The sequence below is a fragment of the Pseudomonas saudiphocaensis genome, assembly GCF_000756775.1.
GTDB classification, from domain to species: domain Bacteria; phylum Pseudomonadota; class Gammaproteobacteria; order Pseudomonadales; family Pseudomonadaceae; genus Stutzerimonas; species Stutzerimonas saudiphocaensis.
Genome location: NZ_CCSF01000001.1, coordinates 802,005 through 816,848, shown reverse-complemented (window position 1 = coordinate 816,848; position 14,844 = coordinate 802,005). Strand labels below are relative to the sequence as shown.

15 protein-coding genes are annotated in these 14,844 nt (G+C 59.3%); 7 read left to right on the top strand and 8 right to left on the bottom strand.

The features are described 5' to 3' along the window. Positions 1–146: 146 nt before the first annotated feature. Positions 147–1,067, top strand: coding sequence for an aromatic amino acid DMT transporter YddG (yddG, locus tag BN1079_RS03840; protein ID WP_037022429.1), 921 nt, complete (start codon positions 147–149; stop codon positions 1,065–1,067). 33 nt (positions 1,068–1,100) lie between these two features. Here the strand turns inward: yddG and BN1079_RS03835 are convergent, their stop codons facing one another. Together BN1079_RS03835 and BN1079_RS03830 are read right to left on the bottom strand one after the other, a co-directional pair. Then, a complete protein-coding gene (locus BN1079_RS03835) occupies positions 1,101–2,342 on the bottom strand; it encodes an iron-containing alcohol dehydrogenase (protein ID WP_037022426.1) in 1,242 nt (413 codons plus the stop codon). Further along, a complete protein-coding gene (locus tag BN1079_RS03830) occupies positions 2,339–3,058 on the bottom strand; it encodes an alpha/beta fold hydrolase (protein WP_037022424.1) in 720 nt (239 codons plus the stop codon). Before BN1079_RS03830 ends, BN1079_RS03835 begins: the two co-directional genes overlap by 4 nt. A gap of 91 nt (positions 3,059–3,149) precedes the next feature. Here BN1079_RS03830 and BN1079_RS03825 point away from each other — a divergent pair, with 91 nt between their 5' ends. Beyond that, entirely contained in the window at positions 3,150–3,848 is a 699-nt protein-coding gene (locus BN1079_RS03825; RefSeq protein WP_037022422.1) for a GntR family transcriptional regulator, read from the top strand. Between the two features lie 49 nt (positions 3,849–3,897). Here BN1079_RS03825 and BN1079_RS03820 read toward each other — a convergent pair whose 3' ends face one another. The 4 genes from BN1079_RS03820 to xylA all read right to left on the bottom strand — a co-directional run bounded on the left by BN1079_RS03820 (position 3,898) and on the right by xylA (position 9,156). Beyond that, positions 3,898–5,034 carry a sugar ABC transporter permease gene (locus tag BN1079_RS03820; RefSeq protein WP_037022419.1) on the bottom strand — a complete coding sequence of 379 codons (1,137 nt, stop codon included), beginning with the start codon at positions 5,032–5,034 and terminating at the stop codon, positions 3,898–3,900. Further along, positions 5,034–6,590, bottom strand: a complete 1,557-nt coding sequence (xylG, locus tag BN1079_RS03815; RefSeq protein WP_037022417.1) for a D-xylose ABC transporter ATP-binding protein — start codon at positions 6,588–6,590, stop codon at positions 5,034–5,036. Before xylG ends, BN1079_RS03820 begins: the two co-directional genes overlap by 1 nt. 106 nt (positions 6,591–6,696) lie before the next feature. Beyond that, positions 6,697–7,695: a D-xylose ABC transporter substrate-binding protein gene (xylF, locus tag BN1079_RS03810; protein ID WP_037022415.1), complete on the bottom strand. Its 999-nt coding sequence runs from the start codon at positions 7,693–7,695 to the stop codon at positions 6,697–6,699. Positions 7,696–7,839: 144 nt separating this feature from the next. Further along, positions 7,840–9,156, bottom strand: a complete 1,317-nt coding sequence (gene xylA, locus BN1079_RS03805; protein WP_037022414.1) for a xylose isomerase — start codon at positions 9,154–9,156, stop codon at positions 7,840–7,842. 138 nt (positions 9,157–9,294) lie between these two features. Between xylA and BN1079_RS03800 the strand changes: the two genes are divergently transcribed. Next, a complete protein-coding gene (locus tag BN1079_RS03800; RefSeq protein WP_037022412.1) occupies positions 9,295–10,482 on the top strand; it encodes a XylR family transcriptional regulator in 1,188 nt (395 codons plus the stop codon). Between the two features lie 205 nt (positions 10,483–10,687). On the opposite strand, the gene BN1079_RS17490 is transcribed toward BN1079_RS03800, so the two are convergent. Next, positions 10,688–11,386, bottom strand: coding sequence for an NAD(P)/FAD-dependent oxidoreductase (locus BN1079_RS17490; protein WP_052114420.1), 699 nt, complete (start codon positions 11,384–11,386; stop codon positions 10,688–10,690). Between the two features lie 62 nt (positions 11,387–11,448). Between BN1079_RS17490 and BN1079_RS17780 the strand changes: the two genes are divergently transcribed. The 4 genes from BN1079_RS17780 (at position 11,449) to BN1079_RS03775 (ending at position 14,248) form a co-directional block, all read left to right on the top strand. Further along, positions 11,449–11,883, top strand: a complete 435-nt coding sequence (locus tag BN1079_RS17780; RefSeq protein WP_231850763.1) for a helix-turn-helix domain-containing protein — start codon at positions 11,449–11,451, stop codon at positions 11,881–11,883. A 161-nt stretch (positions 11,884–12,044) separates the two neighbouring features. Next, positions 12,045–13,010, top strand: a complete 966-nt coding sequence (locus BN1079_RS03785) for a LysR family transcriptional regulator (protein ID WP_037022411.1) — start codon at positions 12,045–12,047, stop codon at positions 13,008–13,010. A gap of 272 nt (positions 13,011–13,282) precedes the next feature. Further along, positions 13,283–13,519 (top strand): DUF2790 domain-containing protein, encoded by a 237-nt coding sequence (locus BN1079_RS03780; protein WP_037022410.1) that lies wholly within the window; start codon positions 13,283–13,285, stop codon positions 13,517–13,519. Positions 13,520–13,978: 459 nt separating this feature from the next. Further along, complete coding sequence (locus BN1079_RS03775) at positions 13,979–14,248, top strand: DUF1652 domain-containing protein (protein ID WP_037026602.1); 270 nt, start codon at positions 13,979–13,981, stop codon at positions 14,246–14,248. A 30-nt stretch (positions 14,249–14,278) separates the two neighbouring features. Here the strand turns inward: BN1079_RS03775 and BN1079_RS03770 are convergent, their stop codons facing one another. Further along, complete coding sequence (locus tag BN1079_RS03770; protein WP_037022409.1) at positions 14,279–14,809, bottom strand: ferritin-like domain-containing protein; 531 nt, start codon at positions 14,807–14,809, stop codon at positions 14,279–14,281. Between the last annotated feature and the right edge of the window lie 35 nt (positions 14,810–14,844).

Below are 14,844 nucleotides of genomic sequence, written 5' to 3'. Positions count from 1 at the left end.
GGCGTTTTCTGTTGTTTGCGAAGTTATTATCGTCATCAGCCTGAATGGCTTTTGTCTGTCTTCATGAACCGTCAAGCGTGGCGCCTTCGAGGCCCGTCAAATGCGCAACACGGATTTCCTCGAATTCTGAATGTAAGCAGTGCGCAATGAACCAGCGAAAAGCAACGCTCATTGGGCTCGTGGCAGTCGTGCTATGGAGTTCCATTGTCGGCCTGATCCGTGGCGTCAGCGAGAGTCTCGGAGCGGTAGGTGGAGCAGCCATGATGTACAGCGTCGCATCGGTTCTGCTGTTGTTTACGGTTGGCTTCCCGAGAATAAGCGAGTTTCCCCGCCGGTATCTTGTTTGGGGCAGCCTGCTGTTCGTCTCGTACGAGATATGCCTCGCCCTGTCCGTTGGCTATGCCAGCAGCAACCGGCAAGCCATCGAGGTAGGCATGGTCAACTACTTATGGCCAGCATTCACGATCTTGGCGGCGATCATGTTCAACCGGCAGCGGACCAATCTGCTGATTGTTCCCGGCTTCCTGACGGCGATCCTAGGAATTTGCTGGGTGCTAGGCGGCGAGCAAGGGCTGGACCCGCTCGGGATGGCAACGAACGTTCTAGATAACCCCCTCAGCTACGGCATGGCCTTCACGGGCGCCGTTATATGGGCGGCGTATTGCACTGTTACCGCACGCATTGCGGGAGGCAAGAACGGCATCACGCTGTTCTTTATGCTGACGGCACTGGCACTGTGGGCCAAGTATCTGGTCTTCGGCGGGGAGTCGATGGGGTTCAGCTTCCAGGCGATGACCTATCTGGTGCTGGCTGCCTCCGCTATGGGCTTCGGCTATGCGGCCTGGAACGTCGGCATCTTGCACGGCAATGTCACCATCCTCGCTGGCGCTTCGTATTTCATCCCGGTGCTGTCTGCTGCGTTGGCCGCCGTGTTACTGCAAACGCCACTCTCGCTGTCATTCTGGCAGGGCGCCTCCATGGTTTGCGTAGGGTCGATTCTCTGCTGGTTTGCAACTCGTGATAAATCTCAAGCTCTGGTGACGCAGGCTTCAGAGGCAGCGAAGTAGGCGCTGCTCAGGCAGCGCCTTTTCTTTGGTCGATCAAGGTTGGCCGCTGAGGTATCCCTCCCACGCATTCAGCACGATCTGACGATAGGCGAGGGTGGGGTCAGCCACCGGGAACGCTTTGGCCAGCCGCGTTACGGCGAGGGCGTCAGCGGTCAGGTCGTCCAATGTTCCTTCCTTGATCCCAAACGCTTTCAGGTCGGTCGGAATATCCAGGCGCCCGATCATGGCGCGGACTGCCACAGGAACCTTGCGTGCGGACTCGTCGGGACAGCTTGTCGCCAGGCCCATCATCGCTGCGATTTCAGCCAGCTCGCTCTGACGGGTTTCGCATAGTGCGTCGAGCACGTAGGGGAGCATCACCGCATTGGTGCTGCCATGGCTTTTATGCGTCTGGCCTGCAACGGCGTAGGCGATGCCGTGGCCGGCGTTAAGTCCCGCGGTGCCGTAGGACAACGCCGCATAGATGCTGGCGTAAGCCATACCTACACGTGCCTCGGTGTCATCACCTTGGTGGTAGGCTCGCTCCATCCAGGTGAAGCATAGACGCATGGCTTCTCTGGCGAACAGCATGGTCAGCGGCGAGCGCCCGCTGTAGCCCGGGTCGGGGTTGCCGGCCCGGTCGAACAGAGCGCTATCCAGGGTCAAGAATGATTCAATAGCGTGAGTGAACGCATCGATGCCGGCGTCAGCTGTCACGCGAGGAGGGCAGGTGTAGGTGAACTCCGGGTCAATCAAGGCGATTTGCGGGCGCAGCGCGTTATCCATTACAGCGATCTTGGTCGCGTTTGCCGGGTCCAGCAGAATCGCGCCTGGCGTCGCTTCCGAGCCGGTGCCGGCAGTGGTTGGCACAGCGATCAAGGGGAGCGGCTTGCAACCACCGATGTCGCCGGTAAATTCAGTAATGGAACGACCTTGTGGCAGGGTCAAGGCCAAGGCTTTTGCCAGGTCGATGTTACTACCACCACCCAGCGCTATGACGTGGTCCGGCTGCGTGCCGGCCAGTTGGTCGCGCAAAACAGCGGTGGCTTCATCGCATAAGCCTATTGTTGGGTCGGGTAGGCCGCCGCCATAGATCACTGTACTGATGCCAAGTCGTTCGGCAGCCTGGGTGTATTCAGTCACCCAGGGCGTTTTCTCCGCGAAAAAGGTATCGGTGACCAGCACGCCCGAGCGATAACCCAGGCGAGCAAGTAGCTGAGGTAACTGGTGGCGCGAGCCGTTGCCGATGATTAGCCGTCCAGGCGCACAGAAGTGAATAAGGTCTTCGGTTCTCATGGTCGCTCCTGAGCGTGATAAAGCTTGGTGATGAAGGCGTTGATGTACTGCGCCACCACGGCAGTGTTTTCTGTCAGCAGGCTGTGGCCGGCACCCGCAATAATGCGTAACTCGGCATCGCGAATGCCTTCAGATAACCAGCGCGCATGTTCGAGGGGGGAGTCCGGGTCGGCATCGCCATGAATGATCAGGGTGGGAAGACGGATGGATTCGAGGCTGGCGGTGTGATCGACCTGCTGTAGTTCTTCCCAGGTCCAGGCTACCGCCTGGTGATCCGCCGCCATGGCGAGGTTCAGGCGCTTTTCGCGTTCGGCGATTTCCACTAGCAGCTCGTCGCCCTGCTGTCTGAACCAGCTGGCAACCCCGGGACGAGGGCTACCTGATAGTAGAATCAACCCGCACGGCTGCGGTCGATCATTGTGCTGTAGGTATTCGAGCGCCACCGACACCCCCATGCTCCAACCGGCCAGTATGAATGGCCTATCGTCAAGGCGATTACGAGTGATGTTCAGAAGATCCTGACTGAAGCGGCTCAGCCTATAGTCCCCGGGACCTTGGCCGCGAAGCGCGTCCGCTCTCCCGCGCAGGTTAGGGCAGATAAAAGAGGCTTGCGCCGCGCAGGCTTCGGCCACACTTTTCCACGAAGCGGAGGTGCCTTGTATCCCATGCACTGCGACTACAGTCATCGACCCTGCATCCATCGATTTATCAATCATTGTTATATCCTTCGATGTACAGCTGATATATTAGTCTAGCTGATCACATATCACCTTTGCTATGCTGCGAATGGATTTTAAGGAAGGCCAAATGGACAGCAGCTCGCCAGCAATAACGCCGTTTCCCAGCATCTCGGGAAAGTCAAAAGCCAAGCTCACTGATATTGCTTATCAGCAGCTCGAGGAGGCGATAGTCACGCTCCGAATTCCCCCCGGAACGCTTATCTCCGAGCAGTCGCTGAGCGCGATGACCGGCATTGGCCGTACTCCGTTACGGGAGGCCGTACAGCGTCTGGCGCGCGAGCACCTGATTTTGGTGATGCCACAACGCGGCTTGCTGATCCCGCCCATTGATATTGGCAAACAGCTCAGGCTGATCGAGACCCGCAGGGAGATCGAACGGCTGGTATGCCGCAGTGCCGCCAAGCGAGCAGACGAGCAGCAACGGAAATCTTTCGCGCGCCTGGCTGACGAGTTCAATGCGGTGGCCATCGATAATGACGACGTTACTTTTATGCGCTCTGATCGCGAGTTCAATGAACTCTGTCTAGACGCCGCAAGAAACGAATTTGCCGAAAATGCGTTGCGCTCGTTAAATGGCCTGTCTCGGCGGTTCTGGTACCTACATTACAAGCAGGCCGCCGATCTACCCGAGATGGCTCGCCTGCACGCCAGTGTCGCTGCAGCAATTGCAGCGGGCGATCCGAAAGAGGCGGCCAAATGCCTGGACCGTCTGATCGACAATATCGAAACATTCACCAAGGCCACGGTGTTGCTCGACCAGCTCTGAAGTCTCGCCGGTGGCTTCCTGCAGCCTCCGGCGACAAACCCACGATCAATCAGCGGCGCCCGCTGCGTGTGCTCACATCCACCCATACGGCCAGCACCAGAATGCTGCCTTTGACGATCATCTGCCAGTAACTGTCTACGTCGAGCATCGACATGCCGTTGTCCAGGCTGGTGATAACCAGTGCGCCGAGGAGGGCGCCATAGACGGTGCCAGAGCCGCCGCGCATGGAAGTACCGCCGATAAAGCAGGCAGCGATGGCGTCGAGTTCACCCATGCTGCCAGCCGAAGGCGAGCCAGCGGCCAGGCGCGCGGTATTTACCAGGCCGGCGAGGGCACACATCACGCCCATGAGGCCGAAGATCCAAAGCTTTACGGCCTGTACATTAACGCCAGACAGCCGCGTTGCCTCCATATTGCTGCCCACGGCATAGACGCGGCGGCCAAATACCGTCTGGCTGGTGACGTAGCTGAACACGCCCAGCAGAATCAGCAGGAGCAGCACCGGGACCGGAATGCCGTCGTAGCTGTTGAGGGTGTAGACGAAGCCGGCCAGCACGACGCCGATCAGCGCCACGCGCAACAGGTCCCGCACCAGCGAATGTGCTTCCAGGCCATGCAGGGCGCGATTGCGGCGCTGTCGCCAGGTCAGGAACAGCGTCAGGGCGAACAGCAGTACGCCAAGCACCACACCCGCCGTGCGTGGCAGGTAACCTTGGCCAATGTAGACAAGCTCCGGCGATACCGGGGCGATGGTGGTACCGCCGGTAATCCCCAGTAGGATTCCGCGAAACGCCAGCATGCCGCCCAGCCCGACGATAAAGGAAGGGATGCGCAGATAGGCAGTCATGTAGCCGTTGCCAAGCCCGATCATCAGTCCGCAGAGGGCGACCAGGCTCAGGTTCGCCAGAATCGGCACGTTGTAGATCACGTCCAGAATCGCCGCCAGGCCACCCAGCAGGCCAAGCATCGAGCCCACCGAGAGGTCGATCTCGCCACTGATGATCACCAGCACCATGCCGCAGGCGAGAATCCCGGTGATGGACATCTGCCGCAGCAGGTTGGACAGGTTGCGCGGCGTTAGAAAGCCGCCGTCGGTCTGCCAGCTGAAGAACAGCCAGATAATGGCTACGGCGATGACCAGCGCGAGCATCTTGTAGCGGCTGAAGACTTGCTTGACCTGATTCATCACGCGGACTTCCGATCATTATTGTTATGGCCCACGGGCTGGCTGAGCGCCGCGGCAAGCACCTGTTCCTGGGTGAGGTCGTGATTGACGAAGTCGCCGCGCAACTGACCTTCGCCGATCACCAGAACCCGGTCGGAAACCCCCAGCACTTCAGCCAGTTCCGACGACACCATGATGATCGACACACCTTCAGCAGCGAGCGCACCCATCAGTTTGTAGATCTCGTACTTGGCGCCCACGTCGACCCCGCGGGTGGGCTCATCGAGGATCAGCACCCGGGGTTTGGTCAGCAGCATCTTGGCCAGCACGGCCTTCTGCTGGTTGCCGCCGGAGAGGCTGGTGATCGGCAGAAAGGGGCTCGCCGTTTTGAGGTGCATGCGTGCGATTTCCTTGCCGATGCTGCTCAGCTCGGCTTCGGCATCGATGCGGGTCATCCGTGCGTAGTTCTTCAACACCGCCAGGGTGATGTTCTGGCCGACGCCCAGGTCCGGGATGATGCCCTGGCGCTTGCGGTCTTCAGGAACCATGCACAGCCCGGCGCGGATCGACTTGAGCGGGCTGCGGGTGTCGATGGGCTGGCCATCCAGCAGGACTTGCGCCTCATAGCGGCCGGGATAGGCGCCGAACAGCGCCGACACCAGCTCGGTGCGACCGGCGCCCACCAGCCCCGCGATGCCGAGGATCTCCCCGCGCTTGAGCACGAAGGAAACATCGTCGACGCGTTTGCGCTTGGGGTTGTCGACGTCGTAACAGGTGACGTTGCGCGCCTCGAAAATCACCTCGCCGACGTCATGGGGTTCGGTGGGGTAGAGGTTGTTCATCTCCCGGCCCACCATCTGCGAGATGATCTTGGGGATATCCATGTCCGCCATGGCGGTGGTGGCGATGTGTTTGCCGTCGCGGATCACCGAAATGGTGTCGCATACGGCGGCCACTTCATCGAGCTTGTGGGAGATATAGACGCAGGCCACGCCCTTGGCCTTGAGGTCGCGGATGATGTCCAGCAGCACTTCGATTTCCGAGCGGGTGAGAGCGGAGGAGGGCTCGTCGAGAATCAGCAGCCGCGCCTGCTTGTTCAACGCCTTGGCGATTTCCACCAGCTGCTGGTAGCCGCCGCCGTACTGCGAGACCGGCAGCGAGACGTTCATGTCCGGCACCTTGAGCTCGCGCATCAGCACTTCGGCGCGGCGGATCATGGCCGGATAGTTCATGAGCCCGCCGGGCAGAGTCAGTTCATGGCCCATAAAGATGTTTTCGACCACTGACAGATCGGGTACCAGGGTCAGCTCCTGGTGGATGATGACGATCCCGGCCGCTTCGGTTTCGTTGATCGATTTGGCCCGCAGCGGCTGCCCGTCCCAGAGAATTTCCCCGTCCCAGGTGCCGTAGGGGTAGACCCCGGAAAGCACCTTCATCAGCGTCGACTTGCCCGCGCCGTTCTCGCCGCACAGGCCAACGCATTCACCAGGTTTGACCTTGATATCGATGCCGTTCAGGGCTTTGACGCCGTCAAAGGTTTTGACGATGCCGTTCATTTGCAGAAGGTAGTCGGACACGGGATTCACTCACGGCTAAGCATCAGGCGCGGGTACGTCGGCAGGTTGCCTGCCGACGCACGGGGTCGTGCTCGAGATCGGTCGAGCCGGTGCAGCTTGCTCACGGTTACCCGGAGATCTGTGCCTTGGTGTAGAAGCCGTCCTTCTCCAGCAGATCGATGTTGTCGCGGGTCAACGGGGTGGGGGTGAGCAGGATGGTGTCGACCTGTTTGGCGCCATTGTCGAGCTGGGAGGTATAGGTCGGTTTCTCGTCACGCGCCAACTGCACCGAGAGCTTGGCGGCTTCCGAGGCGATCAGTTTCAGCGGCTTGTAGACGGTCATGGTCTGGGTGCCTTCGAGCACCCGTTTGACTGCAGCAAGGTCGGCATCCTGACCGGAAATCGGCACCTTGCCGGCCAGCTTCTGCGCGGCCAACGCCTGGAGGGCACCGCCAGCGGTGGCGTCGTTGGAGGCGACGATGCCATCGATCTTGTTGTCATTGCGGGTCAGCGCGTTCTCGACAATGCTCAGCGCTTCGGTGGGGTTCCACTCCTTGACCCATTGCTGCCCGACAATCTTGATATCGCCCTTGTCGATCGCAGGCTGCAGCACCTTCATCTGGCCCTCACGCAGGACCTTGGCGTTGTTGTCGGTGGGGGCGCCGCCGAGGAGGAAATAGTTGCCCTTGGGCGCTGCCTGCAGCACGCCCTGGGCCTGCAGTTCACCGACCTTTTCGTTATCGAAGGAGATATAGGCGTCGATATCGGCGTTCAGAATCAGTCGATCGTATGACACCACCTTGATCCCGGCGCGCTTGGCCTCGGCGACGGCGTTGGTGAGCACGGTGGCGTTGAACGGCACGATGACGATCACGTCGACGCCACGGGAAATGAGGTTTTCGATCTGCGAAATCTGCTTTTGCTCGTTGGCGTCAGCCGACTGCACGTAGACCTTGGCGCCCATTTCCTCCGCCGCCGCGACGAAGTAGTCACGGTCCCTGGCCCAGCGCTCCAGGCGCAGGTCGTCAATGGAAAAGCCGATTTTCGGGTTCGCGGGGTCAGCCATCAGCGGAAGCGAGAACACCGCGAGGGCGCCGGCGAGCAGCATGCGTTTTACGATTTTCATGGTGGTGCGTCCTTTTATTGTTGTTGGAGACACTGCCTGACGAGGAGGGTGGTGCTTAAGGAACTGTAGAAAGCAGGACGGCGCAGGGAGTAACGAATTGTCGCGAGAATGTAACCACGCAGCTCCGGCCGCTTTCTGCCTTTGTCATGGGTAGATAAAGCGGTTCACGATATTTTCGAGCATCTCCTGACGGCCGCTGACGGCCTGCGGGTTGAGGTCGTTGGCAAAGGCATGTTCGGCCAGCGACTGGAGGCTGAACTCACCGGCGAGTACCGCCTGGCCGAGAGGCTGCTGCCAGCCGGCGTAGCGTTGGTCCTTGAACTGTTGGAGTCGGTCGTCCTGCAGCATAGCCGCAGCGCGCTCGAGGGAGAGGGCGAGGACGTCCATCCCCGCGACGTGGCCATAAAGCAGGTCAATTTCGTCGAGGCTTTGCCGACGCACCTTGGAGTCGAAGTTGAAGCCGCCATTCCTGAAACCGCCGGCCTTGAGAATCTCGTAGTTGGCCAGGGTCATTTCTTCGACACTGTTGGGAAACTGGTCGGTGTCCCAGCCGTTCTGCTGATCGCCCCGGTTGGCGTCGATGCTGCCGAAGATTCCCAGCGAAACCGCCGTTGCGATTTCATGGTGGAAGCTGTGGCCGGCGAGGGTGGCGTGATTGGCCTCGATATTGACCTTGATTTCATTCTCCAGGCCGAACTGCTGCAAAAAGCCGAAAACAGTGGCGCTGTCGTAATCGTATTGATGCTTGGTGGGCTCCTGCGGTTTGGGCTCGATCAGCAGGTCGCCGGTGAAACCGATCTTGTGCTTGTGCTCGACCACCATGCGCATAAACCGCCCCAGCTGCTCGCGCTCGCGTTTCAGGTCCGTGTTGAGCAGAGTTTCATAGCCCTCGCGACCGCCCCATAACACGTAGTTGGAGCCTTTCAGACGCTGGGTGGCGTTCAAGGCGCTAAACACCTGAGTTGCGGCGTAGGCGAACACTTCCGGGTCCGGATTGCTGGCGGCGCCGGCGGCATAGCGCGGGTTGCTGAAGCAATTGGCGGTTCCCCAGAGCAACTTGATGCCGCTCTCTTCCTGATGACGCTCCAGCTGATCGAGCATCTGCGCAAAATTGTTGCGGTACTCCTTGAGCGAGCTGCCTTCGGGAGCGACATCCGTGTCATGGAAGCAGTAGTAGTCGACGCCAAGCTTGGTGAAGAACTCGAACGCAGCCTGCGCCTTGGCGATGGCCATTTCCATCGGATCTGCCGTGCGCTGCCAGGGGCGCTTGAAGGTACCCGCACCAAACACATCGGAGCCTGGCCAGACGAAGCTGTGCCAATAACAGACCGCCATGCGCAGATGCTCGCGCATGGGTTTTCCGAGCACGAGCTTGTCGGCATCGTAATAACGGAAGGCAAGGGGAGAATCGCTGGCGGGACCTTCATAGCGAATCTTGTCGACATCGGGGAAGTAGGCCATGGGTGGAGCCCTTTTTGTTCTTGGCGGTGTCCCGATACTAGCAACGGCCCTGAAGCCGAGAATTATGAAACTCACCAACACAGGGTTCGATTTTGACCTAGCCTGTTTCTATCTATCGACGAATGCCGGCTAACGTCCATGAAAACTGTTCCGCTCGTTCACCGCATTGCGCTGCTGTTCAACGGCAGCAAGGTCTATGACCGCGGCATCATCAGCGGAATCGGCAACTACCTGAGCAGCACGCGGGCGTCCTGGGATTTGTTTCTCGAAGAGGATTTCCACTGCCGGCTGAAAGGAATCGAGCGCTGGCAGGGGGATGGCATCATCGCCGACTTCGACGATCCGCTGATTGGCGAGGCGCTGGCCGACAGCAAGCTGCCGGTGGTTGCGGTTGGTGGCTCCTATGAGGATAAGCGGGCCTATCCGAAAGGGATTCCGTATGTCGCCACCGATAACGAAGCCTTGATAACGCTGGCATACGAGCATCTGGTGGAGGCCGGACTAACGCGTTTCGCCTGTTTCAGCCTGCCTGAAGCCCAGGCCAATCGCTGGGCTCAGGAGCGGGAAAAGGCCTTTCGCCGATTGATGCAGCGCGACGGTTTGCACGCCGAGGTTTATCGCGGGATGGGCACCAGCGCGCCGCTCTGGGACAGCGCCGTCGAACAACAGATCGCCTGGCTGCAAAGCCTGCCCAAACCCATCGGCATTATTGCGGTAACCGATGCCCGTGCGCGGCAGTTGCTGCAGGCCTGCCTGACCGCCGGAATAGCGGTACCGGAGCAGGTAGCGTTGATCGGCATCGACAACGATCCGCTGACCCGCAGCCTGACCCGGGTTCCGCTAAGTTCGGTCAGCCAGGGCACCGAAACCATGGGGCGGACTGCGGCGCAGCTGCTTCACCAGATGCTGCACGGCATGCCGTCAACCGGAATGCAGATCCTGGTGCCGCCTGAGGCGATCAATGTGCAGCCATCGAGCTTGCATCAACCATTGGGCAACCCGTACGTCATGCGGGCGCTGTTGTTTATCCGCCAGTACGCCTGCCAGGGGATCAAGACTGAGCAGGTGGCGGCTTATGTAGGCGTCTCGCGCTCATCGCTGGAAGCGCATTTTCGCAAAGCGCGAGGCTGCAGCGTGCATGAGGAAATCCTGCGGTTCAAATTGGCGGCGGCCACCAGCAGGCTGAAGAACACCGATTCGCCAATCGCCGACATTGCGCAAAACTGCGGCTTCAAATCTGCGCAGTATCTGCATGCGGTATTTCGTCGTGAGTTCGGTTGTACGCCGCGTGAGTATCAGCAAGGCGAAACCGTGACGATGCAGTGAAAATGGCAAATGTATCGACGTCGCAGGAGCAGATCCAGAAAGGGGATCGCTATTAGCCGAATACTGGTTTCGGAGTTTGGGCTGGGGCGCCGAGGGCAATACGCGCCTGGCTATGTAATATCTTATTTAACATAATATAGATTATGCGAAATATGACATCACCGATTATGCAGACGTGCCAAGCACTTTTTGCCTTAGCGCGCTGCTATGTGCGCAGCTCAGGGATTGTAATGCCAAAGCCCTGTGCGAACTCGGGCAGTTGCTGCAACCATGTCAGTGCTGCCATGACCTGCCTGGGCGCTACGCTCAAACGCTGCGCCAGGGATGCAATGCTGGGCTCGCGATCCATTGTCTTGGTCAGACTAAGCAGATCGGCTAAATCCACTCCCGCAACGAAGCGCACGCCACGGGGATTTTCAGGTGTAACCAGTACCGGCCTTTCGACGATCAAGCCATGCTCGACCACGGGCGTGGTCACCAGCGAAGCGTTTGGCACGGGCTCGGGTTCGTCGAGCAGTTCGCTGCGGCTGCGCCAGAAGGCCTGGTCGGCCCAGCGGGTTTCGCCTCGGTAGAGCTCGCCGGCCATGGCAAGCCGCTGGCGGAACAACGATTGGGCTCGCTCCCGATAGAATCCGCAGGCCAGCGCCTCGCGCTCCGGTCGCGTCAGTAGCGTGTTGATAGTCGGCGCCGCCGCGAATGCGCCAGAGATTGCCTCATACATACCGTGGCCAGACAGCGGATCGCAGGTATAGGCCGCATCGCCGACGCGCAGATAACTGGCGTCTACCAGACCGCTACGAAGCGTGGCCTGGATTCCCCGAGACACCACAGGCCCCAGCGGCGACAGCGTTCCCAGTTCACGCGGGATCAGCTTCAGATAACGCGACAGTCGCTCATGCAACACATCCAGAGGTGCATCCGTGCCTGAAGGACGAGACGGTCCGCCAGGTGCTCCTCAACGACATCATGAATACGCTTTTCAGCGGGTTGGAAGCCCTGGGCCACGTCAAGCCTCACAACCCCGGCCAGTTCGTCCACCGCCATATCGTCGAGCGGGCGAAGGAATACATCCTGTCGTGCAAGGACCAGCCGCCAACCGTTCTCGAACTCTGCCAGGAACTGCGCGTCGCCCGGCGTACCCTGCACTACGCATTCCAGAAGGTGCTATCCATCAACCCGGTCACCTTCCTGCGCTACGTGCGACTGCATGGTGCACGCCAGGAAATACTCGCCGCCTCCGGCTCGGAGCTGATAAGCGACATCGCCGCCCGCTGGGGCTTCTGGCACCTGGGCATGTTCGGCACTTACTACAAGGCGCTGTTTGGAGAAACACCATCCGCAACGATGCGCCGCGACTTTCCCAACGCTGATTACCGCACTCGTCTCTTATCGACGAAATAACTGCGCCCCTACCCTGCGTTTGGCCCAGCGCAATCTGCGTTGCGCTAATGAAAGAAGGCGAGTCATTCCGGAAACCGATGCCCGCAAGCTGGCGCGACCGTCCTTCTTCCTTGGGCAATGGCCAGGCATGATGCGCGTGCTGGTTCAACAAGGGGCGGACTATGAACATGCTGCATGCAATGCAGGCCTTCGTCAGGGTGGTGGATGCGGGAAGTTTTACCGCCGCGGCCCAGCAAGCGGAGAGCTCCACGGCCCAGGTCTCCCGGCTGGTGGCCGACCTGGAAAATCACCTGCAGGCGCGCCTGCTGCACCGCACCACGCGGCGACTGGCATTGACTGAAACTGGCGAAGCATTCCTGCTCCAGTGCCGGCAGATTCTTGAGCAGATCGATGATGCCTGTGCTCAGGCCAGTGGTTCGCATCTGACGCCACGCGGAAATCTTCGGGTGCATGCCTTGACCGGTTTGGGCATTCAGCTGCTCGCCACCTTGGCAGGACGTTACAGCGAACAGTATCCCGAGGTGAACATCGAGCTTGTGCTGTCGCAGCGCCAGCCCGATCTGCTCGCAGACGACCTTGATGTGGTGATCACCTTGTCCCGCGAGTTGCCCGATTCCGAGTTGATCGCCCAGCCCCTGGGCAGCGTCTCCCAAGTGGTTTGTGCAGCGCCGCAATATCTCAAGCAGCATGGCGTGCCGAGCACACCTGCAGAACTGCAGGCCCATCGGTGCCTGCAACTGGTTGATCCGGCCTTCACCGATACCTGGCGCTTTCTGACTGATAAGGCGTTGAGCGGTGATGATTTATTCGTCGTTGTCCCGGGCAAAACCTTCAAGGTGAATGTTGCCGAAGCGATGAGCAGCGCCGCCGAGGCCGGCATGGGCATATGCCTGTTGCCGGACTATGTAGCCGCATCGGCATTGCAGCGTGGCTCACTGGTCCGGTTGTTGCCGCACTTTCACCTGCAGGAAAAGACTCTTTACGCGCTCTATCCGTCCAGGCGCTTTCTGGATGCCAAGGTAAGAACCTGGGTGGATTTTCTTAAGCAGCAGGTGCCGCAACAGCTCGCCGACTACCACCAAATTGTGCAAAACCCGGAGTACTGGGCCAGAGAAAACGAGACCTGACCATTTTATTGTTGCGCTTTACGTAACAGTCCTTCCTTCCAGACGATGTATTTCTACTCTCAGAGGAACTCTAAACTGGCCGTGTGACATCGCAGTGAGCTTATCGTTGTGCTCACAGCGTCGTGCGTTGGTTGCTCCCTGGCACGATCAGTCGATGTCTCCTTTTTGGCTGCACCGTCGTTGGCAGCCTGTTTTATTCAGCGGTAACGCCCACGCCCGCTCTTGCGGCGGGCGGTACCCGGCCCATAAATTCCGCACTGAGGGACCAGAGCATGAGAAACCTCATATGGCTTGCCAGCATTGGTATCGCCGCACCCTTGGCCTATGCGGAAGAGCAACAGTCAAACTATGAGTACGGCGATCGGCCGGATATTGCCAAGGTCCTGTCACTGGACGTTCCTAGCGATGATTGCAATGTGGTCGAAGCCACGATGACCTACCTGGATTCCAATGGCGAAACCCATACAATGCGTTACCTTCGCCAAGGCGCGGACTGTCACGACAACTGATAAACCAGCAGCGCGCGTCAGCCTGCAAATGCCCCGCTACTCCAATGTGCCTGGGTCAGAGCCAGGATCGGTAGGCCCGCCTGGGCTTGAATGACGATCCGGTGCCGGCGCTGGGTCGTTTTCTTCCCGCATCGTTTCTACCGGTAGGCCATCTTCAGTCACCAGCCGTCCTTTATGGTCACGCTCGGTCTCCAGGGTTTCCTGAGGCGTTGGATTGCCCATACTGCTGGGCTTTGAACCACGCCTTTCTTCAGGCGTGCCCGCTGGCCACTGGGCGAACGCACTTGACGCAACCATCAACGATGTCAGCGCCGCTATCTTGAACATGTTCATGCAACCTCCTCGGTAGGCGCCATGGCGCCGGACGGTGGTTTACAACGTTTAGGAGCCTGCTAGCGTTCTAGAACACTCCGACAATCTATCGCTCAGCGCACCTGCACACAGGGTGAGAGGATGGCCATGGCTACGCGCCTACCCTTGATGACTATTGAAAACATCCTTCGCGACCATCTGCGGCCCTTTCAATGCGATTGCCATGCGCAGGAAGACAGCCACATCACGGTGCGCCTGTACAAAGAGCACCTCGATGAAGAGCTGACCGTTTTCGGTATCACCGACGAGCAATGTCGAGACACCGAAAACCTGGTGCGGCTCGCACAGGAATTGCGTTTCGAACTCTACGCAACGCGTGGCGGCTCGAAGAGTTCTCTCAAACTAAGCGGGTTGTAGCAGCCGTTTATAAAGCGTGTTAACGGCCTGTTACCGCTTGGCTTCCACACCCGGCTCATGCGCCCGCGTCAGATAGGCATGGGTCAGCTCTGCAAGATGGCTGCGGATCCATTCAGCCATGGCCACTTCCTCGGCCAGAATGCGGGTGCAGATTTCCTGGGTTTCGGTATCGCCCACAGCTTCGGCAGCCGCGATCAGAATTTCGTAGGAAGCGATTTCCAGGTTCTCGAAGACGTAACCCATCATGGCGCCCTTGACGATCTCGTCATTGACCATCATCCCGCCCATGGCCTGCCCCATCGCCATCATCTTGCCGCCCAGATCCTTGAGACCCGAATGGGATTTGTCGTAGCGCTGCAGGCAGCTTTCGATAAGCCTGGACTGGTTCTGGGTTTCCTGAATGTGCTGCTCGATGCGCGCTTTCAGCTCTGGATAATGTTCGATACGGCTGGCCTGCTTGTTGAGCATGGTTTCGGCCTGGGCCTCCATGGCATGCGCGTCACGCAGCCACTCAATCAGGCGCTCAACGCGAATGTCGTTGCCGGTTTGTGCGCTTTGCATGTGCTTTCCTCCAGGTTTGGCTTTCGTCCTTTAGT

Coding starts and splice junctions, on each gene's coding strand:
- BN1079_RS03800 (WP_037022412.1), top strand. CDS start 9,295: ATGAAAACTGTTCCGCTCGTTCACCGCATTGCGCTGCTGTTCAACGGC.
- BN1079_RS03775 (WP_037026602.1), top strand. CDS start 13,979: ATGGCTACGCGCCTACCCTTGATGACTATTGAAAACATCCTTCGCGAC.
- xylF (WP_037022415.1), bottom strand. CDS start 7,695: ATGAAAATCGTAAAACGCATGCTGCTCGCCGGCGCCCTCGCGGTGTTC.
- BN1079_RS03770 (WP_037022409.1), bottom strand. CDS start 14,809: ATGCAAAGCGCACAAACCGGCAACGACATTCGCGTTGAGCGCCTGATT.
- BN1079_RS03820 (WP_037022419.1), bottom strand. CDS start 5,034: ATGAATCAGGTCAAGCAAGTCTTCAGCCGCTACAAGATGCTCGCGCTG.
- BN1079_RS03825 (WP_037022422.1), top strand. CDS start 3,150: ATGGACAGCAGCTCGCCAGCAATAACGCCGTTTCCCAGCATCTCGGGA.
- BN1079_RS03830 (WP_037022424.1), bottom strand. CDS start 3,058: ATGATTGATAAATCGATGGATGCAGGGTCGATGACTGTAGTCGCAGTG.
- BN1079_RS03780 (WP_037022410.1), top strand. CDS start 13,283: ATGAGAAACCTCATATGGCTTGCCAGCATTGGTATCGCCGCACCCTTG.
- BN1079_RS17780 (WP_231850763.1), top strand. CDS start 11,449: ATGAATACGCTTTTCAGCGGGTTGGAAGCCCTGGGCCACGTCAAGCCT.
- yddG (WP_037022429.1), top strand. CDS start 147: ATGAACCAGCGAAAAGCAACGCTCATTGGGCTCGTGGCAGTCGTGCTA.
- xylA (WP_037022414.1), bottom strand. CDS start 9,156: ATGGCCTACTTCCCCGATGTCGACAAGATTCGCTATGAAGGTCCCGCC.
- BN1079_RS03835 (WP_037022426.1), bottom strand. CDS start 2,342: ATGAGAACCGAAGACCTTATTCACTTCTGTGCGCCTGGACGGCTAATC.
- BN1079_RS03785 (WP_037022411.1), top strand. CDS start 12,045: ATGAACATGCTGCATGCAATGCAGGCCTTCGTCAGGGTGGTGGATGCG.